Source organism: Enterobacter cloacae complex sp. P6RS (genome assembly GCF_014982245.1).
GTDB classification, from domain to species: Bacteria; Pseudomonadota; Gammaproteobacteria; order Enterobacterales; family Enterobacteriaceae; genus Enterobacter; species Enterobacter bugandensis.
On sequence record NZ_JADCLB010000017.1, the window covers coordinates 124,475 to 150,774 of the forward strand.

A 26,300-nucleotide genomic window follows, 5' to 3' on the forward strand; every position below is an offset into this window, starting at 1 on the left:
GGGCTTAATCCTGTAAGCGGGCGATCTCTTCGCCAAACTCTTTGATATCTTCGAAACTGCGGTAGACAGAGGCGAAGCGGATATAGGCGACCTTATCGAGCTTTTTCAGCTGCTCCATCACCAGGTTACCGATCATTTTGCTCGGGACTTCACGCTCGCCCAGGCCACGCAGGTAAGATTTAATGTGGTTTAACGCCATTTCGACATCATCAGCGCTGACGGGCCGTTTTTCGAGGGCCTTCAGCATTCCGCTGCGCAGTTTCTCTTCGTTAAACGGCTCGCGCACGTCGTTACTTTTTACCACGCGCGGCATTACCAGCTCTGCAACCTCAAAGGTCGTGAAACGCTCGTTGCACACCAGACACTGCCGACGACGGCGCACAGAAGACCCTTCGCCCACAAGGCGAGAGTCGATGACTTTGGTATCCACAGCGGAGCAGAATGGGCAATGCATACGGTATCCCTGTTATCTGGTTAACTGATTTTCATTTTACCCTGATCTGGCCTGACAACAAAGGAGGAGCTTTTTTGAGATAAAGGATCTATGTCCGGCGGTACGTTGCTGGCTACCATTATGGGGATCCGTCATTTCAAGGAATAAACGCTATGACAAGACGTTACCTGAAAATTTTACTGGTGGGGAGCCTCTTCACCCTTAGTGCCTGTGCACAGCAAACCGAAGTCCGCCAGATGAAACAAAGCGTGAATACGCTCAACACGGCGATGGACAAACTGAACAAAGAAACGGTGAAGATCACCCAGCAAAACGCGCTGAACGCTAAATCCACCAGCGGGGTATATCTGCTGCCAGGAGCGAATACGCCTGCCCTGCTTAATAGCCAGATTGGCACGCTGAAGATGTCTCTGGTGAATGTGGCGGCGAATGCCGATGGTACGCGCGCAACATTACGTATTCACGGTGAGTCCAACGATCCGCTGCCCGCCTTCAGCGGCACCGTAGAGTGGGGCCAGATCCAGGGCACCACGGAGAGCTACCAGGAGGTGAACGTGAAGAACCAGCTGTTCACCGCTCCGGCCAGCGTGTTAGCGCCCAGCGATGTGGATATTCCACTTCAGCTAAGCGGACTTACGCCTGAGCAGTTAGGCTTTATCCGCATTCACGACATCCAACCTGCCGCGCAGTAATCCCTTCCTTTTGAGCGGAGTGAAATGTCACTCCGCTAACATTTACATTTCGTATGGATTGGCAACAGAAATGATTGCCGCTACAATCCCGGCCGTTTAAAGTACGCAAACGTGAACGCAATCGATTACGCGTGTGAGAGATATGTGAAACAACACATATTTTTGTGAGCAGGGATTCCTATAATAGGCACCGCAGAAACACGAAATATTTAGAAACGCAATTCGCGCATTTTTCACTCCCGGAAGGGAATTTCAATCAGTGGCATGATTATGAAAAAAACATTACTCGCAGCCGGTGCAGTTCTGGCACTGTCCTCCTCTTTCACTGTTAACGCAGCGGAAAACGAGAAACCACAATACCTCTCCGACTGGTGGCACCAGAGCGTTAACGTGGTAGGCAGCTACCACACCCGTTTCGGACCGCAGATCCGCAACGATACCTACCTGGAATATGAAGCGTTCGCCAAGAAAGACTGGTTTGATTTCTACGGCTATATGGATGCGCCTGTGTTCTTCGGTGGTAACACCGATGCGAAAGGTATCTGGAACCACGGTTCCCCACTGTTCATGGAGATTGAACCGCGCTTCTCCATCGACAAACTGACCGGTACCAGCCTGGCGTTTGGTCCGTTCAAAGAGTGGTACTTCGCGAACAACTACATCTACGACATGGGCCGCAATAAGTCCGGTCGTCAGAGCACCTGGTATATGGGTCTGGGTACTGACATTGACACCGGCCTGCCAATGAGCCTGTCCCTGAACGTGTATGCAAAATACCAGTGGCAGAACTACGGCGCAGCGAATGAAAACGAGTGGGACGGCTACCGTTTCAAAGTGAAATACTTCGTGCCAATTACCCAGCTGTGGGGCGGTAATCTGAGCTACATCGGTTTCACTAACTTTGACTGGGGCTCAGACCTGGGCGACGACGATTTCCGTGACCTGAACGGCAAGAAAGCGCGTACCAACGATTCCATCGCCTCCAGCCACATCCTGGCGCTGAACTACGATCACTGGCACTACTCTGTTGTTGCGCGTTACTGGCACAACGGTGGCCAGTGGAACGACGACGCGAGCCTGAACTTCGGTAACGGCGACTTTAGCGTCCGCTCTACCGGCTGGGGTGGTTACCTGGTCGTGGGTTACAACTTCTAATCAGTGCGGGATTGTGCGGGCTGGTGCCCTCACCCCTTCCCTCTCCCACGGGAGAGGGCGCAAACACAAAAAACGGCAACATCGTTGCCGTTTTGCTTTTACCTCGCCACCCGGCTTTTTACTGCTTCACCTTGCGCAAAAAATCCGCCAAAGACCTGTCCGCACTCTCACTGAACCGCCTCTCCGTCATTACAACTTTGAGACACCGGTCGAGCCGGAAACAGCGGTAGTCATCGCGCCGTTCACACCATGCCGCCAGCAGCCAGCGCTCCCCCCAGAAGAACAACCCCAGCGGCTGTACCTCACGTTTTGAGAGCAGCCCGGCTTCATCACGATAATGCAGCGCCAATACGCGCTGAGCGGAAATCGCCTGGTGAATCATGTCAAAATCGCTGCGGGAGTGGCTTTGCATGCAAAAATCCGGGGCGTAGATCCGCGTCTGCTCCGCCTTTCTGCGGCTCTCCTCGGGCAGAATAGCCAGCACCTTCTCCTGGGCCGACTCCAGCTCGCGCGACAGCGATTCACCTCCCCAGGTTTTGAGCAGGCGAATCGCGACCATCAGCGCTTCGGATTCCTTATTTGTCAGCATCAGCGGCGGCAGGTCAAAACCCGACATCAGCCGATATCCGCTTCCCGCCTCGCCTTCCACCGGCACGCCGGAAAGCGACAGGTCGCGGATATCGCGGTAGACCGTGCGCTCGGACACGCCAAGCCGGTCCGCCAGATGCGCTGCCGTTGTCAGACGCCTGCCCCGCAGGATCTGCACAATCTGAAACAAACGGTCAGCGCGTCGGGTCATAACGTCATTCGCTCTCAGGCAGGTTGATGAAGGCCGACGCGGTTACCCTCGCTGTCGGTAAACAGTGCGATAGTGCCGATACCATGCGGCAGCTCCAGCGGGCCAAACACGCACTCGCCGCCCGCAGAGGCGATGCGATCGAGCGTGGCCGCCAGATTGTCAGTATGCAGGTAAATAATAGCGCCCTGCAAAGAGGGCGTAACGCCGTCAAATTTTGCCAGCGCTCCTCCGGTGGTGGGATCCTCATGCGGGAAAACCGCCAGCTCGGCAATGTCCATTTTCTCGCGACGCAGCGCGAGCTGCATCACCGGCTCATAAAATTTGATGGCGCGATCCATATCCGAAACCGGAATTTCAAACCAGTTAATTACGCTTTTCATACATCCTCCTGCCTGTTGTTTGGGTTCAGAAGGAGTCTACGGCAGGGCTCCTGACAGCATACTGTCAGGAGTGTTTGTCAGGAGCAGATAAAAAAAATCCCGGTCAACAGACCGGGATTCCGATAACGCGCTAAACGTCGCCTTACGGCAGAATGGACGGCTGATCCGCCCCTTCTTTCTCGACCTTCTGCTGGAGCAGGTGCTCGCGCTTCATGCCAAGCTTCAGTGCCAGGGCGGACGCCACGTAGATAGACGACGCCGTACCGATGGAGACACCGATCAGCATGGTCAGCGAGAAGCCTTCCAGCACCGGGCCACCGAAGAGGAACAGCATCAGGATCACCATCAGGGTAGTACCGGAGGTGATCAAGGTACGATGCAGCGTCTGGGTCAACGACACGTTAAAGATTTCGTACGGCGTGCCGCGACGGATCTTACGGAAGTTTTCACGGATACGGTCAGATACCACGATACTGTCGTTCAGTGAGTAACCGATTACGGACATCAGGGATGCCACGATGGTCAGGTCAATCTCAATGTGGAACAGAGACAGTATGCCCATGGTGATCACCACGTCGTGCGCCAGGGCGATAACCACACCGGCCGCCAGTCGCCACTCGAAGCGGAAACCGACGTACACCAGGATGGAGATCAGCGCCACCAGCAGCGCCATGGCGCCGGTTTGCGCCAGGTCCGCACCCACGCTCGGGCCGACGAACTCAATACGCTTCACCGCCGCGCTCTGGCTGGTGGTTTCGTTAATGACCTGTACGACCTTGCTGCCCAGCTCCTGGCTGCCGTTGGCATCGTGCACCGGCGGCATACGCACCATGATGTCGCGGCTGCTGCCGAAGTTCTGCAGCAGCGGCTCTTCAAAGCCCGCTTTCTGCAGAGACAGGCGCATCTGGTCCATATCGACCGGTTTTTCCAGGGAGATCTCGATGACCGTACCACCGGTGAAATCGAGACCCCAGTTAAAGCCTTTCACGCCCATAATGACGATGGACAGAATCAGCAGGAAACCTGAAATGCCGAAGGCCCAGTAGTCCCAGCGCATAAAGTCCCAGACTTTACGGCCGTGGTTCAATTGTTCAACAGTATATTCCTGTGCCACAACGCACTCCTCAGATAGACAGCTTTTTGACGCGCTTGCCGCCGTACAGCAGGTTCACGATGGCACGGGTGCCGACAATAGCGGTAAACATTGACGTTGCGACACCGATACCGGTTGTAATCGCAAAGCCTTTGATCGCGCCAGTACCCACTGCATACAGGATAAGAACCTTAATCAGTGTTGTTACGTTCGCATCGAAGATAGAGCTGAACGCGCCTTTGTAACCTTCATCAATCGCCTGCTGAACAGAGCGACCATTGCTCAACTCTTCTTTGATACGTTCGTTAATCAGTACGTTGGCGTCGACCGCCACCGCAAGGGTCAGAACGATACCCGCAATACCCGGCATGGTCAGCGTCGCCCCCGGCAGCAGGGACATAATGCCGATGATCAGCACCAGGTTTGCGATCAGCGCGGAGGTCGCAATCAGACCGAACTTCTTATAGAAGAAGATCATGAAGAGGATAGAGACCGCCAGACCGGCCAGACACGCTTCCAGACCCTGCTGGATGTTTTGCATACCCAGGGTTGGACCAATGGTACGTTCTTCAACAATCTGAATTGGCGCAATCAGCGCACCGGCACGCAGCAGCAGCGAGAGCTGACGCGCTTCGTTCGGGTTACTAATACCGGTAATACGGAAGCTGTTACCCAGACGAGACTGGATGTTGGCGATGTTAATCACCTCTTCCTCTTTCACCAGCACCGCACGACCGTTTGCATCTTTCTTACCGCTGTCTTTGTACTCCACGAACAGGGTCGCCATCGGTTTGCCGATGTTGTCCTTGGTGAAGTTAGACATGATGTTACCACCCGCGCTATCCAGCGAGATGTTAACCTGCGGCTGGTTGTACTCATCCTGGCTTGAAGTGGAGTCGGTGATGTGGTCACCGGTCAGGATCACGCGCTTGTACAGCACAACCGGCTGACCTTCGCGGGTCTGTTTCACTTCGGAGTCACCCGGAATACGGCCAGACGCCGCGGCAGACTGATCGACATTGGAGTTCACCAGACGGAATTCCAGCGTCGCGGTCGCACCGAGGATCTCTTTCGCACGCGCGGTATCCTGGATACCCGGCAGTTCAACCACGATACGGTCAGCACCCTGACGCTGTACCAGCGGCTCAGCCACGCCCAGCTGGTTTACACGGTTACGCAGAATGTTGATGTTCTGCTGAACGGCATATTCACGCGCTTCTTTCAGACGCGCATCGGTCATCACCGCGCGCAGCTGGTTGCTGCCCTGAGAGGTGATCACCAGGTCACGGTGACGTTGGGTCAGGTAATCTACAGCCTGATCGCGCGCCGCGCTGTCGCGGAACGTGATGCTCATGCCGTAGTTATCTTCCTTACGCACGGTAGTGTATGGGATGCCTTTGTCGCGCAGATCGCTGCGCAGGCTGTCGATATTCTGTTCCTGCAGCTTGCCGAGCGCGGTATCCATATCCACTTCCATCAGGAAGTGAACGCCGCCACGCAGGTCAAGACCCAGCTTCATTGGCTCTGCGTTCAGCGCAGCCAGCCAGCGAGGGGTTGCAGGAGCAAGGTTAAGCGCCACGACATATTTGTCACCCAGCACGCCCATCAGCGCTTCGCGAGCGCGGAGCTGCGTGTCGGTGGTGTCGAAGCGAGCAAGAATTGCACCCTCTTCCAGAGCCACAGACTTAGCGGTAATTTTTTCTTCTTGTAACGTTTTCTGGACCTGGATCAGCGTTTGCTCACTGGCGGCGACACCGCGCGCGCCAGTGATTTGAACGGCCGGATCCTCACCATACAGGTTGGGAAGCGCGTACAGCAGGCCGACGATAATCACGACGACCAGCATGATGTACTTCCACAAAGGATAACGGTTTAACACGGCAGTTCCCTTTGGGAAAAGTTGGGATTACAGCGCCTTCATGGTGCCTTTCGGCAGAACGGCAGCTACGAAGTCACGTTTGATAACCACTTCAGTGGTGTCGTTCAGGGCGATAGCAATGTAGCCGCTTTCAGCCACTTTGGTTACGCGGCCGACCAGACCACCGTTGGTCAGCACTTCATCGCCTTTCGCGATGGAGTCCATCAGCTTTTTGTGCTCTTTGGTACGCTTCTGCTGTGGGCGCAGGATCATGAAGTAGAAGATCAGACCGAACACAACCAGCATCAGGATCAGAGACATCGGGCTGCCCTGCGCCGGAGCACCTGTTGCCGCTACCGCATCAGAAATAAAAAAGCTCATTCAAATTCCCTCATTATTAATATTAATCAACGTTCAACGGTGGAACATCCCGCCCCTGACGTTGGTAAAAATCGGTCACGAAGCTCTCTAATTTACCCTCTTCGATAGCCTTGCGTAAACCAGACATTAAGCGCTGATAGTAGCGAAGATTATGAATCGTATTGAGACGCGCGCCCAAAATCTCATTACAACGATCGAGATGATGCAGATACGCGCGAGAATAATTGCGACAGGTATAGCAATCGCACTCGGAATCGAGCGGGCTGGTGTCACTCTTATGCTTCGCGTTACGGATTTTCACCACGCCATCGGTAACGAACAGATGACCGTTACGCGCGTTGCGGGTTGGCATCACGCAGTCGAACATATCAATGCCGCGACGTACGCCTTCCACCAGATCTTCGGGTTTACCCACACCCATCAGGTATCGTGGTTTATCCGCCGGGATTTGCGGGCAGACGTGCTCCAGAATGCGGTGCATGTCTTCCTTCGGCTCACCCACAGCCAAACCGCCGACAGCGTAGCCATCAAAACCTATCTCTACCAGACCTTTAACAGAGATATCGCGTAAATCTTCGTAAACGCTGCCCTGAATGATGCCGAACAGCGCATTTTTGTTCTGCAGGGAGTCAAAACGGTCGCGGCTGCGCTTCGCCCAGCGCAGAGACATCTCCATAGAGCGTTTCGCGTAGTCCCAGTCTGCCGGGTACGGCGTACATTCGTCGAAGATCATCACGATGTCGGAGCCGAGATCGTACTGAATCTCCATCGACTTTTCCGGATCGAGGAAAATCGGGTCGCCGTTGATCGGGTTACGGAAGTGTACGCCCTGCTCGGTGATCTTGCGGATATCGCCCAGGCTGAAGACCTGGAAGCCGCCGGAGTCGGTCAGGATCGGGCCTTTCCACTGCATAAAATCGTGCAGATCGCCGTGGAGCTTCATGATCTCCTGACCTGGACGCAGCCACAGGTGGAAGGTATTGCCGAGGATAATCTGTGCGCCCGTGGCTTCAACTTCTTCCGGCGTCATCCCTTTTACGGTGCCGTACGTGCCCACAGGCATAAACGCGGGGGTTTCCACCACGCCGCGATCAAACACCAGGCGACCGCGACGCGCGCGGCCATCGGTGGTATCGAGTTCAAATTTCATTTTTTCTCCGACGTCAGAAAAACAGTCCAACGTTGTCATACGGTGCCGCGGACTTATTCCCCGACACGCTCATTCAAAGCCAGCGGATTGTACGTGATAAACATCGCGTCCCCGTAGCTAAAAAAGCGATATTTTTGTTCTACCGCAGACTTGTACGCATTCATCGTATGCTGATAACCCGCAAACGCAGAGACCAGCATAATCAGCGTCGATTCAGGCAGATGGAAGTTGGTCACCAGCGCGTCAATCACTTTGTACTGATAGCCCGGGTAGATGAAGATCTGCGTATCGCCAAAGAACGGCTCGATAAGACCGTTTTTAGCTGCCTGCGCAGCGCTCTCCAGTGAACGCACGGACGTCGTACCGACGGCCACGACGCGGCTACCGCGCGCTTTCGCCGCCAGCACCGCGTCCACCACATCCTGCGGCACTTCGGCATACTCGGAGTGCATGATGTGGTCTTCAATGCTGTCCACCCGTACCGGCTGGAAGGTGCCCGCGCCGACGTGCAGCGTCACAAACGCCATCTCAACGCCCTTCGCGCGCAGCTTTTCCAGCAGCGGTTCATCAAAGTGCAGACCTGCGGTTGGCGCCGCGACCGCGCCAGGCTTCTGGCTGTAGACGGTCTGGTACAGCTCGCGGTCGGCCTCTTCGTCCGGGCGCTCAATGTACGGCGGCAGCGGCATATGGCCGATGGCGTTCAGGATATCGAGCACCGTGCGCTCGTCGTCGAACGCCACCTCGAACAGCGCGTCGTGGCGCGCGGTCATGGTCGCCTTGATGCTTTCGTCATCACCCAGCAGCAGCTCCGCGCCCGGCTTCGGCGCTTTGGAAGCGCGAATATGTGCCAGAATACGTTTATCATCGAGCATACGTTCGACCAGCACTTCAATCTTGCCGCCGCTGGCCTTACGGCCAAACAGGCGCGCCGGGATCACGCGGGTATTGTTAAAGACCAGCAGATCGCCAGGGTTGAGCTTGTCGAGCAAATCGGTGAAAGTACCGTGCGTCAGCTCGCCCGTTGGCCCATCCAGTGACAGTAAGCGACAGCTGCTGCGCTCAGGCATGGGATAGTGAGCAATCAGGGATTCAGGTAGTTCAAAGGAGAAATCGGCGACGCGCATGACGTATACTCGTGACTTAAAAACAGGCGGCATAGTCTAGTGCTCACACCCTTTTGCTGCAACAACTAGCCGCCACTGGACAAATAAAACGCATGAATTTTCTCGCTCACCTGCATCTCGCTCACCTCGCTGACAGCTCCCTTTCCGGCAATTTGCTGGCCGATTTCGTGCGCGGCAACCCCGCTGAAGCGTATTCTCCCGAGGTTGTCGACGGGATTTTTATGCACCGCCGCATTGATGTCATCACTGATAATCTGCCCGAGGTGACGGAAGCGAAAGCGTGGTTTCGCCCTGAAACGCGCCGCGTTGCGCCGATCACGCTCGACGTGATGTGGGACCACTTCCTGTCTCGCCACTGGGAACAGCTCTCGCCGGAGATGCCGTTGCCGGCGTTTGTGCGCTACGCCCACCAGCAGGTGTCGATCATTCTGCCCGATTCGCCGCCGCGCTTTGTGAATCTGAATAACTACCTGTGGTCGGAACGCTGGCTGGAGCGCTATCGCGAGATGGACTTTATCCAGAATGTCTTGAATGGCATGGCGAGCCGTCGCCCGCGGCTGGATGCGCTGCGCGACTCCTGGTACGACCTGGATGAGCATTACGATGCGCTGGAGAGCCAATTCTGGCAGTTCTACCCGCGCATGATGGCGCAGGCGAAAAACAAGCAGCTCTGACAGCACGATCATTGATAGGTAAAAGCTGGCGGAACGATTGTCACCACCTCTTTGTCTTATCCACGAACACTCTCTATACTGGCTCGCGTTGCGTTCCAAATAACCTTAGTATCTACAGGAGAATCATATGGTTCTGGTAACTCGTCCGGCTCCGGATTTTACAGCTGCAGCAGTTCTGGGCAACGGTGAAATCGTTGAAAACTTCAACTTCAAACAGCACACCAACGGTAAAGCGACCGTTCTGTTCTTCTGGCCAATGGACTTCACTTTCGTTTGCCCGTCTGAGCTGATCGCGTTCGACAAACGTTATGAAGAATTCCAGAAGCGTGGCGTGGAAGTGGTTGGCGTCTCCTTCGACTCTGAATTTGTACACAACGCATGGCGTAACACCCCTGTCGACAAAGGCGGCATCGGTGCGGTGAAATACGCGATGGTTGCGGACATCAAACGCGAAATCCAGCAGGCTTACGGTATCGAACATCCGGACGCTGGCGTTGCGCTGCGCGGTTCCTTCCTGATCGACGCAAACGGCATCGTTCGTCACCAGGTTGTGAACGATCTGCCGCTGGGTCGTAACATCGACGAAATGCTGCGCATGGTTGACGCGCTGCAGTTCCACGAAGAGCACGGCGAAGTGTGCCCGGCTCAGTGGGAAAAAGGTAAAGAAGGTATGGCTGCGTCCCCAGACGGCGTTGCTAAATACCTGTCAGAGAACGTATCCAGCCTGTAATCGGCACGGTTTACGAAGAAGGCCCGCTTATGCGGGCCTTTTTTTATGCCTTACGCTGCGTCTCTCGCCAGATGCGCCAGGCCATTCCCGCCAGCAGAATTACGCCCGCAATTAGCACGCCCCACACCAGCAGCGCGTTCATCCGGCTCTCCCGCTCGGACGCAGAGGTAGCGGTCAGACGCCCCTCGCCGCCTAACGCGACATCATCCAGAATGTCGGCCTGCGGCAGGTGCTCCATATCATAGGTTTTGCGCAGGTCGGCGGGGATCAGCATGTCAGGTTCCACGCTGGCAGGCTTTGCAGCGCCATTGCCCCAGGCAAGCACGTACGGCGCTTTTCCCTGCGCGTTGAACACCAGATCATAGCGGTCACGATGCCCGGTGACGCCCGGCAGGTATTCCGGCAGGCGCGCATTCAGCGTCGTGATTTTCACCGCCTGCACCAGGCCTCCGCTAAGCGAAACCGGTGGAGACGTTTTGCCCTCCAGACGGTAAAGCACCTCTTTTTTCAGGGGGTGCCATGTGTCTTTTTCCGTACTCCGCCACGCTATCTCGACGGGAAGGACGCCGTCGCCATTCAGTAAAATGCTGATAGCACTCAGCGGCTGCGGCTGCGCCCAGTGCCACTGCGCTTCGCTTGTCGATAGCTGCTCCCCTACCCCCTCAAGAGCGATCGCGTCCGGCGTCGCCCGCACAGGAGCGCTAATCGCGTTAACGCCGGTTAAGGTCACCCCCTGGCTCTGAGCATTCAGTACGACCAGGAGATAGCGATTCGTATCGGGAGACAAAACGATATCGGTATCGATCCGATCGAGCTTAAGACGATCCTGCCCGCTCATCACGTCCAGCAGCGGCATATCCTCGCGCAGGGTATACCAGCGCTTAAGATCCTCGCTGTAATAGACCGACGCCGTTCCCTGCCACGGCGCCTGAGGGGTATTCCAGAGCAGCTGCAGCTGGGACAGGGCAATCTCACCCGTAGCCTGCTCCGGCAGGGTCAGCAGATAATGCTGCCCGGCTGCGGCGGCTTTTTGCCCCTCCAGCACAATCTCTACGCCGTTTCCGGAACGGAGCAGGATCTTATCGCTGCCCTCATCCCCACGCGCAGGCGCAAGCGGTGAGGCGTCCAGAGGAAAGAGGCGCAGCGCCGTGGATTGTGCTGCCGCCTGCGGACGCGTCGCGGTGACCAGGCTGAAAGGAACCGGCTCGCCCGACTGGTTAAAGACGCGAACGTCATGCAGATCCGGCGACGTGCTCTGCGTATAGACGGCGAGCGGCAGCGTCACCCGATACCACTGGGAAGGAGCAGACGTATCCAGCGAGCGGCCAAAGGCATAGTCCCGGGGCGATTCCGTTTGTACCTCGTCGCAGAACGCCGGGCCTGCAAGCGCCAGCAGAGCGGTACAAGCTACCGCTTTCATCCATTTCATTTTTCATCTCCTGTTTTGGGCGGTAGCGGCGAGAAATACCCCACGATCAGCACCAGTATTGCCACGCCGATAAACGCCACCGCACGCGACAGACCGCCTCCACCCGCGCTGTCCACCAGCATCAGTTTAACCATCACCACGCCCAGCAGCGCGGCACCGCCAAGCCACTCCTGACGGGAAGCCCTATGGGTGGCGTGGACCATGATCACCAGCGCGCTCAGCATCCAGAACAGGGCAAACGTGGTCTGGATCAGCCGCGAATCCCACAGCGACGCCATATTCCAGGCCACGTCGCCGTACCAGGCCAGGGCGCGCATCAACGCACCGTTAAGCCACCAGAAGCCAAACGCCATAATCGCGACGGCAGGCCACGGACGGGCCTGCGAGAGCTGCGTCGGGTAGTAACGATCCACCGCCCGGTAAAAGACCACCAGCCCCAGCAGCGCGAATGCCGCGCCTTCTTCAAGCGGGTTCACCAGCGGCAGCCAGGTCTGACGATAAACCACGCCGTCCTGGAAATTGGTCACCACCAGCAATACCAGCAGCGCCGCGAGCACGGGGATCGGTGCTATGCACGCGTAGAGCGCGGGCCACTCCCGGAACGGCCACCCGCGACGGCGCACCGCCGCAGAGAGCGCCATAATCACCCCGCCGCCTGCGGCCATCGCCAGCCCGCTGCCCCAGGCCGCCATGCCCCACGGCAGCGACCGGGCAAACCAGTAAAGCTCCGCCGCCAGCGCCAGTAATATCATCCAGAACAGCGCCAGATGCAGCCCCATAGAGATGCGCGGCGCTAAACGGGCGCCGTCGCGCCTCAGCAGCATCAGCGCGGCGGGAAGCGCAATACCCCAGGCCAGATTTGACCAGCCGGCGGCAAACATCTGCTGGTGCGAGAGCTGATAGCCCACCATCACCAGCATCAGCGGCCACAGCAGCCATTTGCTGGCATCCAGCTCCCGCCACGCCAGACGAACGGCAGCCTGCCGCCAGCCCCAGACCGACGCCGCCGTCAGCGCCAGCACGCCCGCCAGAACAGGCAGTTCCTGCTTCAACACCAGCCGCGACGCGCCAAATAGCGCCACGAGCCAGAACAGCAGCCCGCCTGCCAGCAGCGCCCAGCTAACCGGCAGAAAGAGGTTCCGCCACAGCCAGGCCGCAGCCAGCCAGCAAAGGCTGAGGATGGCGAAGATAAGCAGCAGGCTCAGCGGAGTAACGCCGTTCATCTGCGCCCACAGCGCGCTGCCGAGCGCCAGCACCAGCAGCGCCGTCCCGCTATAGCTCATGCGCCGCTGGTGCTGCTGCACGCCCAGCCAGAGGATGCCCAGCCCCTCCAGCGCCCAGGCCATCGCCGTCCACCGCGCGGAGAGCGCGAGCGGAATCGCAAGCGTGGCAAACCCGCCGCCGATCGCCAGCGCCGCCATCACCAGCGGTCGCCCGATGGACGGATAGCGGCGCAGCGCAAGGAAAGCGAGGGCCAGATAAAATGCGCCGTATCCCAAAGCGCTCAGGGCCGGACCATATTCCCAGTGCCGGGTCATACCGTACTGCATCCCAAAGCCTATCAGCGGCGGGGCAAACAGCAGCACGCCGTCAATAATCTGCTTTCCTTTCTCCTGCGCCCGCAGCGACAGCGCCACGCTCAGCACGCCGAATATCAGCGTATTGGCAATCAGGAACAGCTGGCAGATCCAATAGTCTTCAGGCTGGTACTCACTCAGCCCCCACAGGCCGCCCACGCCAAAGGTGAAGAGCAGCCCGAGCAGGTTGAGCTCGCGCCAGTGCTGCCAGATGCTGATGGCGAGAATGCCGATGGAAAGCAGGAGATAGAAGGAAAACAGCGCCACAAAGCTGCCGCCCCCGGTAGATAGCAGCAGCGGCGCAAGATACCCGCCGAGGCTCGCCAGCATAGCAAGGCTCAGCGCTTTCTGCAGCACGGCCAGCCCAACGCTCGCGGCGCAAATCACCACCAGTAGCGCAAAGGCCAGCGTCATCGGCAGCATCTGCCAGAGCCGGAAGGCGCCGAAGACCGTCAGGTAGAGAATGCCCGTCGCCCCGCCCTGTAAGATAAGCGCGTAGATCGGCTGCTTGTGCCGCAGCCGCCACCCAACCGCCAGCAGCACGATGGCAAACAGCGCCGTCGCCACCAGGCGTAGCTCAAGCGGGAACAGGGAGTGTTCAACGGTATAGCGCAGCAGGAAAGAGAGGCCGAGGAAGAGCAACAGAATGCCAAGCTTCGCCAGGGGATTACCCTGCATAAACCAGCGCGTCAGCGACGTCACAATGCCGCCAAAGGCAGATGGCTGTTTAGCCGCAGGCGCAGGGGCCGGAGCGGGTTTTGCCTCGGCTGTAGGAATGTTGGGACGCCAGGGATCGACAGGCGCGGGCGCGTCCTCAGCCACCGGCGCGGTCACGACAGCCGGAGTGACCGCTTGCACCTGTTCTGTCTCCGGCGCTACCTGAGCTGCGCCGCGCTGCTCAAGCACCTCAATGCGCTGGCGTAGCCGGGCGATCTCCTGCTGCGCCGCCGTGCTTCGATTAAACCCGATAACCGCAAGCACGGGCGCAACCAGCAGCGCAAAAACCAGGAATAAACAGCCAAGGATGTAAAGCTCGTCCATGTTTCCACCTTCACCGTAAACGATCCGTTAAGATTGACACAAATCGTTGCATTTGCGCCATCTTAAAAGGGGAAACTTTAGCGCATTAGCTGCCGAGCCAGACCGTCGCGGATACCGCAGGCAGCGCCAGCACGCCATCCTGTATCGTCGCCTTACCCTCTTTGTTCGTCCACGTCGCCACCTTAAGCAGCGGCGAATCATCCAGCACCACCTCGCAGGCCTCGCCCCGGTTAATCGCCACCAGCACGCGCTGCTGATTATAGACGCGGACAAAGACCACCACATTATCGTGGGCGTACGCCACCTGACAGCCGCCGTAGCGCAGGGCGAGACTCTGTTTGCGCAGCTTCGCCAGCCGCTGATACAGGCTGAACAGCACCTTATCCTGTTTCTCTGCCTCCCACGGGAAGGTTTTGCGGCAGAACGGATCGTTGTTGCCGTCCAGCCCCACTTCATCTCCGTAGTAAATGCACGGTACGCCCGGCCAGGTGAAGAGCCAGGTGACCGCCAGCGGCAGACGCGCCACATCCTTGCCGAGCAGGGATTTAAAGCGCGCGGTGTCGTGGCTATCGAGCTGGTTAAACATCCGCAGCTGCTGCTGATGCGACAGGCCAGCGCGATAGTTATCCATCCACGCGGCGCAGGTTTCGGCGTCGATATGGTTCGGATCGTAGGAGATATCGGTGTTAGCCAGGAATCCCCACAGCGGGAAGGTAAAGCCGCGATAGTTCATCGCCGCATCTTCGGCATCGTTTTGCAGCCACTGGCGCGCGTCGCCAAAGTGTTCGCCAAAGACAAACGCCTCCGGCTGAGCCGCTTTCGCCGAACGCGCGATCCCGGCCACGTGCTGAAGGTTATTTCGCGCCCCGCCCGCTTCACCGAGCATATGCACCACGTCCAGACGCCAGCCGTCCATATTCCACGGCGCCTTCAGCCAGTAACGCACGATGCTGTCTTCCCCGCCGTAAATCTCGTTCACCAGTGACGGCGACTGGAAATCCAGCTTCGGCAGGCTCGGGTAGCCCAGCCAGTCCAGCGCGCGCCCCTCCTCGTTAAAGCTGTACCAGTCACGTTGCGGCGAATCCGGGTTATGACATGCTCCGCCCATCGACTGGTTATGACGGTCAAACCACGCGTGCGAATCGCCGCTGTGGTTGAAGACACCGTCCAGAATGAGGCGCATGCCTTCTTTTTGGGTGTTCTTACGCAGGCGCAGCAGCGCCTCGTCGCCGCCAAACTGCGCATCAACGTGGCGATAATCTTCGGTATCGTATTTGTGTACGCTCGGGGCTTTAAACACCGGGTTGAGGTACAGTGCCGTCACGCCGAGTTTTTTCAGGTACGGCAGCTTTTCGCTGATGCCGTCGAGATCGCCGCCGTAGAACGTCGAGCCGCCCGCCTGCGCCGTCACCGGTTCATCCCATTTTTTCAGGATGATGTCGTGACCCGCGGCATGATGGTAATAGACCTTGTCCTGGCCTGCGGTGCGTTTTTCGCTGCGCGCAAAGCGGTCCGGGAAAATCTGATAAAAGACCTGATCGTTAACCCACTGCGGGCCGTTATCCGGGTAATCGACGGCGAACTGCTCCAGCCGGGCCGGTGGGAAACGGCTAAACCCCTGCGGGGTAAACCACAACTGGCGGTTGTTCCATAAAAGCTTAAAGCTATAGCGACGGCGCGGCTGCCCGGTGCGCAAATCGATATTCGCCCGCCACGCCGTAATCCCCGGCTGCGGCTGGCTGCGCAGCTTGTGCATTTTCAGCCCGGTCTCTTCGTTATCAATTTCGGCGCGGAGCGTCACGCGTTCCGGCTGATTTTCCCCCGCCAGCCAGAGCGTAATCACAAGGTTGTCTTTGTTTTGCTTAACAAATGGGGCAACCGGAAGGTGCCAGGCGTTTAACATCACGAATCCCCTCTGATGAAATTGACGTCACCTTGCCACAGGGTGGTTAAGGATAGCTCACCATGACGAGATTTATTGGGGGAGGAGGACGGGGGAGGAGGCAAAAATCCCCTCTCCCGCGAGGGAGGGGGGATAAAAATATTACTGTGCTTCTGCCAATTGACGGTCACGGCGGCACTTAAACACCCAGCCGATCAGCAGCAGAACGATCCACGCACAGCCCACGTACAGGGAAATGCGGGTATCCGGATGGTAGCCAATCAGGCCAATGATAAACACCAGGAAGATCAGCCCGACCACGGTCGTCGCCACCCCGCCCGGCACCTTAAACTTCAGCGCTTTCGCCTCATCCGGCGACAGACGGCGGCGGAAGGCAATCTGCGACAGCAGGATCATGATCCACACCCACACGGTCGCGAAGGTCGCCAGGGACGCAATCACCAGGAAGACGTTCTCCGGCATGATGTAGTTCAGGTAAACCGAGAACAGCAGCGCTACGGTCATCACCACCACCGTCACCCACGGCGTGCCGCGGCGTGAAGTTTTGGCGAACACCTTCGGCGCGCTGCCCTGCTCCGCCATGCCGTGCAGCATGCGGCCCACGCCAAAGACGTCACTGTTGATGGCCGAAAGCGACGCGGTCAACACCACAAAGTTCAGAATGCTGGCAGCAAAGGCAATGCCCATATGCTGGAAGGTCAGGACAAACGGGCTACCGATAGTGCCCACCTGGTTCCACGGGTAGATGGACATAATCACGAACAGCGTACCCACGTAGAACACCAGAATACGCATCGGCACCGAGTTGATGGCGCGCGGAATGGATTTCTCCGGATCTTTCGCTTCCCCGGCGGTGATGCCGATAATCTCGATGCCGCCGTAGGCGAACATTACCATCTGTAGCGACATCACCATCCCGAGCCAGCCGTTGCTGAAGAAGCCGCCGTTGCTCCAGAGGTTATGGATGCCGGTCGGCTGGCCGCCGTTGCCAATCCCCCAGATGATGATCCCGAAACCCGCCACAATCATGATGATGATGGTCGCGACCTTGAAGAAGGAGAACCAGAACTCCAGCTCGCCGAACACCTTCACGCTCATCAGATTGACGGCGCAAATGAGCAACACCACGCTCAGCACCCAGATCCAGTGCGGCACCGCCGGGAACCAGACGCCCATGTAGATGCCGAATGCGGTTACGTCGGCAATCGCCACAATCAAAATTTCGAAGCAGTAGGTCCAGCCGGTGATAAACCCGGCCAGCGGGCCGAGGTTTTCCTGCGCGTAGCGGGAGAAGGAGCTGGCAGACGGGTTGTGAACCGACATTTCGCCGAGGGCGCGCATGATGATATACGCCGCCACGCCGCCGATGATGTACGCCAGCAGCACGCTTGGACCGGCCATTTTGATGGCATCTGCCGAGCCATAAAAAAGACCGGTGCCGATAGCAGAGCCCAGCGCCATAAAGCGGATGTGGCGCGTGCTCAATCCACGTTTAAGTTTGTTAGTGCTTTCCATTTAAATCTTGCCATTCAACACGAAAAAAACAAAAAACCACGGGGCCTTAAGCCCCGTGGTTAAACAGTTTGTTGCCGTTGATTAATGAGCGTTCGATGTGACCTGACGCCCTGCAGCACGGTCCCAGATAACCGCCAGAACCAGTGCAACAACGGTAGGCATCAGCCAGGCCAGGCCCTGCTCGGACAGCGGCAGACGCTGTGTCCAGGCTGGCAGAATTTCAGCGAACGCTGATGCTTTAATCCCGTCAAGGATACCAAAAATCAGGCTGATAAACATGGCTGGCGCAATAATTCGTGAGGAGTTATGCCACCACGGACGGGTGAAGCTCAGCACCACCAGCACGATGCACGGCGGATAGATCGCCGTCAGCACCGGAATAGAGACCTGAATCAGGTGGCTCAGACCGAGGTTAGACACCGCCATGGAGAAGATACCGAGAATAAACACCAGGGTACGGTAAGAGAGCGGCAGATACTGCGCAAAGAACTCTGCGCAGGCGCAGGTCAGGCCAACCGCGGTTACCAGACACGCCAGGAAGATCAGCGCCGCCAGCAGCATGCTGCCCGCCCCACCGAAGGTGTGCTGAACGTAAGCGTGCAGGATAGCCGCACCGTTCGCGTTCTGATCAACCAGCATCGCGCTGTCAGAGCCCAGGCGGAACAGCGCCAGATACAGCAGCGTCAGGCCCACACCGGCCATCAGGCCAGCCCAAATGGTATAACGGGTCAGCAAACGCGCTTCGGTCACGCCGCGGGAACGCGCGGCGTTAACGATAACGATACCAAACACCATCGCGCCCAGCGTATCCATCGTCAGGTAGCCGTTCACAAAGCCGTTAGAGAACGCGGCGTTTTTATAGGCATCCATCGCGTCGCTAATCGGGCCGGCTGGCCAGATGATGGCCGCCACGGCCAGCACGATCAGCGCTACAATTTTCAGCGGCGCCAGGAAGTTACCTACCGTGTCCAGCAGCTTGCCCGGATAGAGGGAAACCAAAATCACGATGGCGAAATAAATCAGGCTGTAGATGAACAGCGGCATCGCGCCGTCGCCGGTCAGCGGGGCGATGCCCACTTCGAAGGAAACGGTCGCGGTACGCGGGGTGGCAAACAGCGGACCAACGGCCAGATAGCAGACGGTAGCCAGCAGAACGCCAGCCACTTTGCCAATCGGGGTGCTGAGGCTATCCACGCCGCCACCGACTTTCGCCAGCGCGATAACGGTCAGTACCGGCAGACCCACGGCAGTAATCAGGAAACCGAACGCGGCGGTCCAGACGTGTTCACCCGCCTGTAAGCCAACCATTGGAGGGAAAATGATGTTGCCTGCGCCAACGAACAGCGCAAATGTCATAAAGCCCAGCGCGATAATGTCACGCGATTTTAAGTGATGGGTCATAAAACCTTACTGCCTGTGGATGTGGTGTTGAAAACGTTGAGATTTTTCGATTTCCCTGACGGGACGATACAGCCGAAAAATTGCTCAATTTCAGCGGGAAATGCTCCCGTCCTGGCGTGGAGAAGAATAGTTTTTCGATTTACCACGCAAATACAGTCGGTCTGACAGTATCTGGGGGGCAATTTAAACGCTTATAACGTTTAAAGGCAAGGAGGGATCGCAAAACCAGAACAATATGCCAGTATGAAAACGCACACCAGAACAATGCGCTAATTATAGGAAAAACCCATGGCTAATCATGCGAACAAAAAACAGCCAACCGTATAAAATTCACACGCGTTTCGCTTGACTGCAAAGCAAACGGGCCAGCGATGGCTGACCCGTGGAAAGGTAAAATGACACGCCTGCCGTCAGGCGCTCTTTTTGGCAATTAATCGTTCCGGGATAACGAAACTAAAGCGGGTTCCCTTACCCAGGGTACTCTGGATATCAAGACGGCTGTCATGGTGATTCACCGCGTGTTTCACAATCGCCAGCCCCAGGCCGCTCCCCCCCGTCTGCCGCGATCGCGCTTTATCCACCCGGTAGAAGCGCTCGGTCAGGCGCGGAATATGCTCCGGGGCGATCCCCGGCCCGTTATCCTCAACGCTAAACTCGGCGCCTGCCGGCGTATGCTGCCAGCGCACTACGATATCCGTTCCTTCCGGCGTATGGTTTACCGCGTTGTACACCAGGTTGGAGATGGCGCTACGCAGTTCATCCTCGCTGCCCAGCACCTTCAGCGCGTTGTCGACGTCAAAGGTCAGCTGATGTTTTTTATGGCTTAACGTCTGCGCTTCACGCTCCACGACCCGCAGCATCATCGGCACATCAATGGTGTCATTCAGCGCAAGAGAAGGCGCCGCTTCAATCTTTGACAGCGTCAGCAGCTGCTTCACCAGCCCTTCCATTCGGTGCGTTTGCTCGCGCATGGTGTGCAGCGCTTTTTCACGCGGCGCACCTTCCAGGGTTTGCTCCTGCATCATCTCCAGGTAGCCCTGCAGCACGGTCAACGGGGTGCGTAGTTCGTGGCTGACGTTGGCGAAGAAGTTACGACGCGCCCCTTCCAGCTGGTGCATCTGGGTGACGTCGCGCGCCACCATCAGCCACTGGCGATCGCTGTAGGGCATTACGCGGATTTCCAGATGGCGACCGTTATTCAGCTTCAGATTGTGGGGACGGGTGAAATCACGCTTTTTCAGATACAGCGTGAACTCGGGATAACGCAGAAGGTTGAGGATGTTCTGACCATTGTCGTCCGGCCAGCGCAGGCCCAGCAGCTGTTGCGCAAGCCCGTTACACCAGAAAATAGTTCCTTCTTCTGTCGTCAGGATCACCGCATCCGGCAGCGACTCTGCGCCGCTGCGAAAGCGTTTGATCAGGCTTCCCAGCTCGCGGCGACGCTTTTTATTACGCATCTGCATCTGGTGCAGGCCGTACAGCAGCGGCTCCCAGCTGCCGCTTCCCGGCGGCGGGGTCATACTGCGGTCCACCCACAGCCACCAGGAGAGGCGCAGCAGGTTCCAGAAATGCCAGGCTAACAGCCCGGTGACCGCCGCCAGCAGAAACCACGGCAGATGCCCAAGTAAGGCCCCCAGAAGAAGGGCCGGAATACAGCATAAGATCAGTTCAAAGACGAGCCTTTTCCATGACAGACGTTCCAGCACGCGTCACACTCCTGTCATTATTCAGAAACGGGTCGAGAAACGATAACCCGTACCGCGGACCGTCTGTACCATGCGATCGTGGCCGCTCAGTTCCAGCGCTTTTCGCAGGCGGCGGATATGTACGTCAACCGTCCGGTCTTCGACATACACGTTAGTTCCCCAGACGTTATTCAGCAACTGCTCGCGGCTGTACACGCGTTCCGGATGGGTCATAAAGAAGTGCAGGAGTTTAAATTCGGTAGGCCCCATGTCGAGGGGATTTTCGCCGGTCATCACGCGGTGTGACGTTGGGTCAAGGCTGAGGCCCTGCATCTCGATCACCTCTTCCACCGCCATCGGGGAAATACGGCGCATGACGGCCTTAATGCGGGCAACAAGCTCTTTCGGGGAGAAAGGCTTGGTAATGTAATCGTCCGCGCCGGTCTCCAGACCGCGCACGCGATCCTCTTCCTCTCCGCGCGCCGTGAGCATCACCACCGGGATGTCGCGGGTCAGCGCTTCACGCTTCAGATGTTTGATAAACTGCAGTCCGGAGCCGCCGGGCAACATCCAGTCAAGCAGAATCAGATCGGGCCAGGGTTCATTCAGCTGGTTCACCGCGCTGTCATAATCTTCCGCTTCAACCGGCTGGAAGCCATTTTGTTCGAGCACGAAGCACACCATTTCACGAATTGGAGCTTCATCTTCTACGACCAGAATACGTCTCGCCATACTTTGCCCTGTCTTATCTTATTTAAGTTACAAGTTTGTAATGCGGCGCCATTATGCGTCAGATTTATGACAGATTTATGAAAAACAGTACCACTATAAATGGCAAACTGTTGTTTTATTACAGCGGTTATTTTCCTCTCCCTGACAGTTTATAATCGCCCGCATCGTTTTTCGCCACGGATCTCCTATGCGCATACTTCACACCTCGGACTGGCATCTGGGTCAAAATTTTTACAGCAAAAGCCGTGCGGCTGAACATGAAGCGTTCCTGAACTGGCTTCTGGAAACGGCCCAGGCGCACGAGGTGGATGCCATTATTGTGGCGGGTGACATCTTTGATACCGGTTCGCCGCCGAGCTATGCGCGTGAACTGTATAACCGCTTCGTGGTGAACCTGCAGCAGACCGGCTGTCATCTGGTGATTGTCGCCGGTAACCATGACTCCGTCGCCACGCTCAATGAATCCCGCGACATCCTGGCGTTTCTCAATACCACCGTGGTCGCCAGCGCCGGGCACGCGCCGCAGATCCTGAAAAAACGCGACGGGTCGCCGGGCGCGGTACTGTGCCCGATTCCCTTTTTACGTCCGCGCGACATCGTGCAAAGCCAGGCGGGACTGTCGGGCGCGGAAAAGCAGCAGCATTTATTGCAGGCCATCACCGACTACTATCACCAGCAGCACGCGGAAGCCTGTGCCCTGCGCGGTGAACAGGCCATTCCGGTCATTGCCACCGGGCACCTCACCACCGTCGGGGCCAGCAAAAGTGACGCGGTCCGCGAGATCTATATCGGTACGCTGGACGCCTTTCCCGCGCAAAACTTCCCTCCCGCGGACTACATCGCGCTCGGGCACATTCACCGCGCCCAGGTCATCGGCGGCTGCGAGCATATCCGCTACTGTGGCTCCCCTATTTCGCTCAGCTTCGATGAAACCGGAAAAGCCAAATCCGTGCATCTGGTGAGCTTTGATGAGGGCAAACTCAGCGCCGTCGAGACGCTGGAAGTGCCGGTCACCCAGCCGCTGGCGGTGCTGAAGGGCGATCTGGCTGCCATCACCGCCCAGCTTGAGCAGTGGCGCGGCGCTGAGCTTAACCCGCCCGTCTGGCTGGATATTGAAATCACCACCGATGACTACCTGCACGATATGCAGCGGAAAATTCAGGCGCTAACCGAAGAGTTGCCGGTTGAGGTGCTGCTGGTGCGCCGCAGCCGCGAGCAGCGCGAGAAAATTCTGCTCGGCGCCCAGCGCGAAACGCTTAGCGAACTGCGCGTAGAAGAGGTATTCGAGCGCCGACTGTCGCAGGAAGAGATCGATGATGCGAAGCGCGTCAGGCTCAACGAGCTGTTCAGCCATACTCTGCACGCCCTCAATGACGAGGAAGAAAACGCATGAAAATTCTGAGCCTGCGCCTGAAAAATCTCAACTCCCTCAAGGGCGAGTGGAAAATTGACTTCACAGCGGAGCCTTTTGCCAGCAACGGCCTGTTTGCCATCACTGGCGCAACCGGCGCGGGTAAAACCACCCTGCTCGATGCCATCTGCCTGGCGCTCTACCACGAAACCCCGCGCCTGAATAAGGTCTCTCAGGCGCAAAACGATCTGATGACGCGCGATACCGCCGAGTGCCTGGCGGAAGTGGAGTTTGAGGTGAAAGGCGTTGCCTATCGCGCCTTCTGGAGCCAGAACCGGGCGCGCAACCAGCCGGACGGGAACCTGCAGGCACCGCGCGTGGAGCTGGCCCGCTGCGAGGATGGCAAGATTCTGGCCGATAAGGTGTCGGATAAACTGGAGCAAACCGCGGCGCTCACCGGGCTGGACTACGGCCGTTTTACCCGCTCAATGCTGCTCTCGCAGGGGCAATTTGCCGCCTTCCTGAATGCCAAACCTGCCGACCGCGCAGAACTGCTGGAAGAACTCACCGGCACCGAAATCTACGGCCAGATTTCCGCGATGGTGTTTGAGAAACACAAAGCCGCCCGCAGCGTGCTGGAAAAATGCGAGGCGCAGGCGGCGGGCGTCGTGCTGCTCAGCGAAGAACAACAGCAGCAGTTGCAGCAAAGTTTGCAGGCACTTACTGACGAAGAGAAAACCCTGCTGGCCCAGCAGCAAAGCCAACAGAAAGATTTTCAGTGGCTTACGCGTCATGACGAGCTCGTGCGGGAGCAGCAGCGCGTTACCGCCCTGCAGCAGCAGGCGCAACAGGCGCAGGCGAACGCGGCGCCGGAACTGGCAAAACTCCAGCTTGCCCAGCCCGCTGCCCAGCTTCGTCCGCTCTGGGAGCATCAGCAGGAGCAAACCGCACGTCTGACGCAAACCCAGCAGCGAATTAACGAAGTAAATACTCGCTTACAGACCAAAACCGCACTGCGCGCGCGGATCCGCAATACCGCCCTGCGTACCCATGAGCGGCTACAGGCCGAACTGACGGCGCTGGGACAGTGGCTGGCGGAGAATGAGCGTTATCGCCTGCTGGGCCAGGAAATCGCCGGCTGGCGCGCCCAGTTCTTACAGCTAAACCGTGACAAAAGTCAGCTCGTCGCGCTTGCTGCGCGGATGACTGAGCTACGTCAGAAGCTGGCTGAGATGCCGGAAAATACGCTGACGCTGACGGCGGATGAGGTCAGCGCGGCCATGGAGCAGCAGTCCCGGTCCCGCACGCTGCGCCAGCAGCTGACGTCGCTGCATGCCCGCTATCAGCCGATGCAAAAGCGCCTGAGCCAGAACGGTGAAAGCGTGCAGAAAGCCCAGGCGGAGCAGAGCAAGCTCAATGAAACCCTGGCGCTGCGCCGCCAGCAGTACAAAGAGAAACACCAGCACTATCTGGACCTGAAAGCCCTGTGCGAACGCGAAGCGACGATTAAAAATCTGGAAAGCTATCGCTCACAGCTTGAGGCAGGCAAACCCTGCCCGCTGTGCGGCTCCCACGAGCATCCTGCCGTGGAGACCTACCGGTCGCTTGAGCTGACGGATAACCAGCGTCGCCGTGATGCGCTCGAAAAAGAGGTCGCCGCGCTTAAAGAGGAAGGCCTGCTGGTACTGGGACAGGTTAATGCCCTGGCTCAGCAGATCCAGCGTGAGACAGACGAAGCGCAGACGCTTTCTCAGGAAGAGCAAGCACTCACTAAAGCGTGGCTGGAGGCGTGCGCGTCTTTGAATATCGCTTTGAATATTCAGGAGGATATCGCGCCATGGCTGAACGAGCAGGAACACTACGAGCGCCAGCTTTACCAGCTCAGCCAGCGTCTGAACCTGCAAAACCAGCTGAACGAGCAGGAAGCGCAGGAACGCCAGTATCAGCAGCAGCGCACCGCAACCCGCCAGGCGCTGGAACATACTCTTCTCGCGCTCTCGCTTAGCGTTCCCGAAGAGGGCAATGAAGCCGACTGGCTGCACGCCCGCGAAGCGGAATTTGCCCACTGGCAGGAGAAGCAAACGCAGCACGGCGTGCTTCAGGAACGCGTGAGCGCGCTGAAGCCGCTGCTCGACACGCTTCCGGCAACACACGGCGAAGAGGCTGAGCCGGCCATTCCTGATGACTGGCGCGACATCCATAATGAATGCGTGTCGCTGCAAAGCCAGCTCGCCGCCCTGCAGCAGCAGGAGGCGCTGGAGCGCGAGCGCCTGCAGCAATCGCAGACGCAGTTCACCGCGGCGCTCTCCGCAAGCTATTTTGCCGATCGGGACGCGTTCCTTGCCGCGCTGCTGGATGACGATGCTATTCGCCGCCTCGAACAGTTGAAACAGTCGCTGGAAAACCAGATACAGCAGGCCGCGGCCCTTTCCGGCCAGGCTAATCAGCAGCTGCAGGCGCACCTTGCGCTGCGCCCGGAAGAACTTGACGCGGATGCGTCTACCCTGCAAAGCCAGCTGCAGCAGCTGGCGCAACGGCTTCGCGAGAACACGACGCATCAGGGCGAGATCCGCCAGCAGCTTAAGCAGGACAGCGATAACCGTCAGCACCAGCTGGCGTTGATGCAGCAAATTGAAGAGGCCGCGCGCCAGGCCGACGACTGGGGTTATCTCAACGCATTGATCGGCTCCAGCACCGGCGACAAGTTCCGTAAGTTCGCGCAGGGGCTGACGTTGGACAATCTTGTCTGGCTTGCTAACCAGCAGCTTAACCGCCTGCACGGCCGTTATCTCCTACAGCGTAAGGCCAGCGAAGCGCTGGAGCTGGAAGTGGTCGACACCTGGCAGGCCGATGCGGTGCGCGATACGCGCACGCTCTCCGGCGGCGAGAGCTTCCTGGTCAGCCTTGCGCTGGCGTTAGCGCTTTCTGACCTGGTCAGTCACAAAACGCGGATTGATTCCCTGTTCCTGGATGAAGGGTTCGGCACGCTCGACAGTGAAACGCTGGATACCGCGCTGGATGCGCTCGACGCGCTGAACGCCACCGGGAAAACCATCGGGGTGATTAGCCACGTCGAGGCGATGAAAGAGCGCATACCGGTGCAGATCAAGGTGAAGAAGATCAACGGACTGGGGTATAGCAGGCTGGACAGGGAGTTTGCGGTGGGGTGAGTGTTG

21 protein-coding genes are annotated in these 26,300 nt (G+C 57.9%); 6 read left to right on the forward strand and 15 right to left on the reverse strand.

The features are described 5' to 3' along the window. Positions 1–4 precede the first annotated feature (4 nt). Positions 5–454 carry a transcriptional regulator NrdR gene (nrdR, locus tag INF73_RS10740; protein WP_008503337.1) on the reverse strand — a complete coding sequence of 150 codons (450 nt, stop codon included), beginning with the start codon at positions 452–454 and terminating at the stop codon, positions 5–7. 152 nt (positions 455–606) lie between these two features. Between nrdR and INF73_RS10745 the strand changes: the two genes are divergently transcribed. Together INF73_RS10745 and INF73_RS10750 are read left to right on the forward strand one after the other, a co-directional pair. Beyond that, entirely contained in the window at positions 607–1,146 is a 540-nt protein-coding gene (locus INF73_RS10745; RefSeq protein ID WP_028012147.1) for a DUF3251 domain-containing protein, read from the forward strand. 270 nt (positions 1,147–1,416) lie between these two features. Continuing rightward, positions 1,417–2,301 carry a nucleoside-specific channel-forming protein Tsx gene (locus INF73_RS10750; protein WP_028012146.1) on the forward strand — a complete coding sequence of 295 codons (885 nt, stop codon included), beginning with the start codon at positions 1,417–1,419 and terminating at the stop codon, positions 2,299–2,301. A gap of 118 nt (positions 2,302–2,419) precedes the next feature. Here INF73_RS10750 and INF73_RS10755 read toward each other — a convergent pair whose 3' ends face one another. The 7 genes from INF73_RS10755 to queA all read right to left on the reverse strand — a co-directional run bounded on the left by INF73_RS10755 (position 2,420) and on the right by queA (position 9,086). After that, complete coding sequence (locus INF73_RS10755; protein ID WP_049001886.1) at positions 2,420–3,100, reverse strand: YafY family protein; 681 nt, start codon at positions 3,098–3,100, stop codon at positions 2,420–2,422. Between the two features lie 14 nt (positions 3,101–3,114). Further along, entirely contained in the window at positions 3,115–3,480 is a 366-nt protein-coding gene (locus tag INF73_RS10760; protein ID WP_193541205.1) for a VOC family protein, read from the reverse strand. A 142-nt stretch (positions 3,481–3,622) separates the two neighbouring features. After that, a complete protein-coding gene (gene secF / locus INF73_RS10765) occupies positions 3,623–4,594 on the reverse strand; it encodes a protein translocase subunit SecF (protein ID WP_045259890.1) in 972 nt (323 codons plus the stop codon). Between the two features lie 10 nt (positions 4,595–4,604). Beyond that, the gene (secD, locus tag INF73_RS10770) at positions 4,605–6,452 is read right to left on the reverse strand and encodes a protein translocase subunit SecD (protein ID WP_072031998.1); all 1,848 of its coding nucleotides are present in this window, start codon (positions 6,450–6,452) and stop codon (positions 4,605–4,607) included. 27 nt (positions 6,453–6,479) lie between these two features. Then, a complete protein-coding gene (yajC, locus tag INF73_RS10775) occupies positions 6,480–6,812 on the reverse strand; it encodes a preprotein translocase subunit YajC (protein ID WP_000007630.1) in 333 nt (110 codons plus the stop codon). 22 nt (positions 6,813–6,834) lie between these two features. Further along, entirely contained in the window at positions 6,835–7,962 is a 1,128-nt protein-coding gene (tgt, locus tag INF73_RS10780) for a tRNA guanosine(34) transglycosylase Tgt (protein WP_045259930.1), read from the reverse strand. Between the two features lie 53 nt (positions 7,963–8,015). Beyond that, positions 8,016–9,086 carry a tRNA preQ1(34) S-adenosylmethionine ribosyltransferase-isomerase QueA gene (gene queA, locus INF73_RS10785; RefSeq protein ID WP_028012140.1) on the reverse strand — a complete coding sequence of 357 codons (1,071 nt, stop codon included), beginning with the start codon at positions 9,084–9,086 and terminating at the stop codon, positions 8,016–8,018. A gap of 92 nt (positions 9,087–9,178) precedes the next feature. On the opposite strand from queA, the gene acpH reads away from it, so the two are divergent. Next, positions 9,179–9,760: an ACP phosphodiesterase gene (acpH, locus tag INF73_RS10790; RefSeq protein ID WP_041911095.1), complete on the forward strand. Its 582-nt coding sequence runs from the start codon at positions 9,179–9,181 to the stop codon at positions 9,758–9,760. A 127-nt stretch (positions 9,761–9,887) separates the two neighbouring features. Further along, positions 9,888–10,490, forward strand: coding sequence for a peroxiredoxin (locus INF73_RS10795; RefSeq protein ID WP_008503347.1), 603 nt, complete (start codon positions 9,888–9,890; stop codon positions 10,488–10,490). 43 nt (positions 10,491–10,533) lie between these two features. On the opposite strand, the gene INF73_RS10800 is transcribed toward INF73_RS10795, so the two are convergent. From INF73_RS10800 to phoB, 7 genes are all read right to left on the reverse strand, one after another. Continuing rightward, the gene (locus tag INF73_RS10800; protein ID WP_193541203.1) at positions 10,534–11,919 is read right to left on the reverse strand and encodes a DUF3999 domain-containing protein; all 1,386 of its coding nucleotides are present in this window, start codon (positions 11,917–11,919) and stop codon (positions 10,534–10,536) included. Then, positions 11,916–14,537 carry a DUF2339 domain-containing protein gene (locus INF73_RS10805; RefSeq protein WP_193541201.1) on the reverse strand — a complete coding sequence of 874 codons (2,622 nt, stop codon included), beginning with the start codon at positions 14,535–14,537 and terminating at the stop codon, positions 11,916–11,918. The genes INF73_RS10800 and INF73_RS10805 overlap by 4 nt, the downstream gene beginning before the upstream one ends. A gap of 85 nt (positions 14,538–14,622) precedes the next feature. Beyond that, positions 14,623–16,440, reverse strand: a complete 1,818-nt coding sequence (gene malZ / locus INF73_RS10810; RefSeq protein ID WP_049001870.1) for a maltodextrin glucosidase — start codon at positions 16,438–16,440, stop codon at positions 14,623–14,625. Positions 16,441–16,581: 141 nt separating this feature from the next. After that, on the reverse strand, positions 16,582–17,955 hold the full coding sequence (gene proY / locus INF73_RS10815; protein ID WP_193541199.1) for a proline-specific permease ProY: 1,374 nt from the start codon (positions 17,953–17,955) through the stop codon (positions 16,582–16,584). 81 nt (positions 17,956–18,036) lie between these two features. Continuing rightward, entirely contained in the window at positions 18,037–19,356 is a 1,320-nt protein-coding gene (gene brnQ / locus INF73_RS10820) for a branched-chain amino acid transporter carrier protein BrnQ (RefSeq protein ID WP_028012134.1), read from the reverse strand. A 410-nt stretch (positions 19,357–19,766) separates the two neighbouring features. Then, positions 19,767–21,062 (reverse strand): phosphate regulon sensor histidine kinase PhoR, encoded by a 1,296-nt coding sequence (phoR, locus tag INF73_RS10825; protein WP_193541197.1) that lies wholly within the window; start codon positions 21,060–21,062, stop codon positions 19,767–19,769. A 21-nt stretch (positions 21,063–21,083) separates the two neighbouring features. Continuing rightward, the gene (gene phoB, locus INF73_RS10830) at positions 21,084–21,773 is read right to left on the reverse strand and encodes a phosphate response regulator transcription factor PhoB (protein WP_008503265.1); all 690 of its coding nucleotides are present in this window, start codon (positions 21,771–21,773) and stop codon (positions 21,084–21,086) included. A 187-nt stretch (positions 21,774–21,960) separates the two neighbouring features. On the opposite strand from phoB, the gene sbcD reads away from it, so the two are divergent. After that, complete coding sequence (sbcD, locus tag INF73_RS10835; protein WP_048957502.1) at positions 21,961–23,166, forward strand: exonuclease subunit SbcD; 1,206 nt, start codon at positions 21,961–21,963, stop codon at positions 23,164–23,166. Further along, positions 23,163–26,294, forward strand: a complete 3,132-nt coding sequence (gene sbcC / locus INF73_RS10840) for an exonuclease subunit SbcC (RefSeq protein WP_193541195.1) — start codon at positions 23,163–23,165, stop codon at positions 26,292–26,294. The genes sbcD and sbcC overlap by 4 nt, the downstream gene beginning before the upstream one ends. Positions 26,295–26,300: the final 6 nt, after the last annotated feature.

Bases quoted from the DNA above. Each gene is read 5' to 3' on its own strand.
- nrdR (WP_008503337.1), bottom strand. From the start codon at position 454: ATGCATTGCCCATTCTGCTCCGCTGTGGATACCAAAGTCATCGACTCT.
- INF73_RS10760 (WP_193541205.1), bottom strand. From the start codon at position 3,480: ATGAAAAGCGTAATTAACTGGTTTGAAATTCCGGTTTCGGATATGGAT.
- tgt (WP_045259930.1), bottom strand. From the start codon at position 7,962: ATGAAATTTGAACTCGATACCACCGATGGCCGCGCGCGTCGCGGTCGC.
- INF73_RS10800 (WP_193541203.1), bottom strand. From the start codon at position 11,919: ATGAAATGGATGAAAGCGGTAGCTTGTACCGCTCTGCTGGCGCTTGCA.
- queA (WP_028012140.1), bottom strand. From the start codon at position 9,086: ATGCGCGTCGCCGATTTCTCCTTTGAACTACCTGAATCCCTGATTGCT.
- INF73_RS10805 (WP_193541201.1), bottom strand. From the start codon at position 14,537: ATGGACGAGCTTTACATCCTTGGCTGTTTATTCCTGGTTTTTGCGCTG.
- acpH (WP_041911095.1), top strand. From the start codon at position 9,179: ATGAATTTTCTCGCTCACCTGCATCTCGCTCACCTCGCTGACAGCTCC.
- INF73_RS10745 (WP_028012147.1), top strand. From the start codon at position 607: ATGACAAGACGTTACCTGAAAATTTTACTGGTGGGGAGCCTCTTCACC.
- malZ (WP_049001870.1), bottom strand. From the start codon at position 16,440: ATGTTAAACGCCTGGCACCTTCCGGTTGCCCCATTTGTTAAGCAAAAC.
- phoB (WP_008503265.1), bottom strand. From the start codon at position 21,773: ATGGCGAGACGTATTCTGGTCGTAGAAGATGAAGCTCCAATTCGTGAA.
- INF73_RS10755 (WP_049001886.1), bottom strand. From the start codon at position 3,100: ATGACCCGACGCGCTGACCGTTTGTTTCAGATTGTGCAGATCCTGCGG.
- yajC (WP_000007630.1), bottom strand. From the start codon at position 6,812: ATGAGCTTTTTTATTTCTGATGCGGTAGCGGCAACAGGTGCTCCGGCG.
- brnQ (WP_028012134.1), bottom strand. From the start codon at position 19,356: ATGACCCATCACTTAAAATCGCGTGACATTATCGCGCTGGGCTTTATG.
- INF73_RS10795 (WP_008503347.1), top strand. From the start codon at position 9,888: ATGGTTCTGGTAACTCGTCCGGCTCCGGATTTTACAGCTGCAGCAGTT.
- sbcC (WP_193541195.1), top strand. From the start codon at position 23,163: ATGAAAATTCTGAGCCTGCGCCTGAAAAATCTCAACTCCCTCAAGGGC.
- INF73_RS10750 (WP_028012146.1), top strand. From the start codon at position 1,417: ATGAAAAAAACATTACTCGCAGCCGGTGCAGTTCTGGCACTGTCCTCC.
- sbcD (WP_048957502.1), top strand. From the start codon at position 21,961: ATGCGCATACTTCACACCTCGGACTGGCATCTGGGTCAAAATTTTTAC.
- proY (WP_193541199.1), bottom strand. From the start codon at position 17,955: ATGGAAAGCACTAACAAACTTAAACGTGGATTGAGCACGCGCCACATC.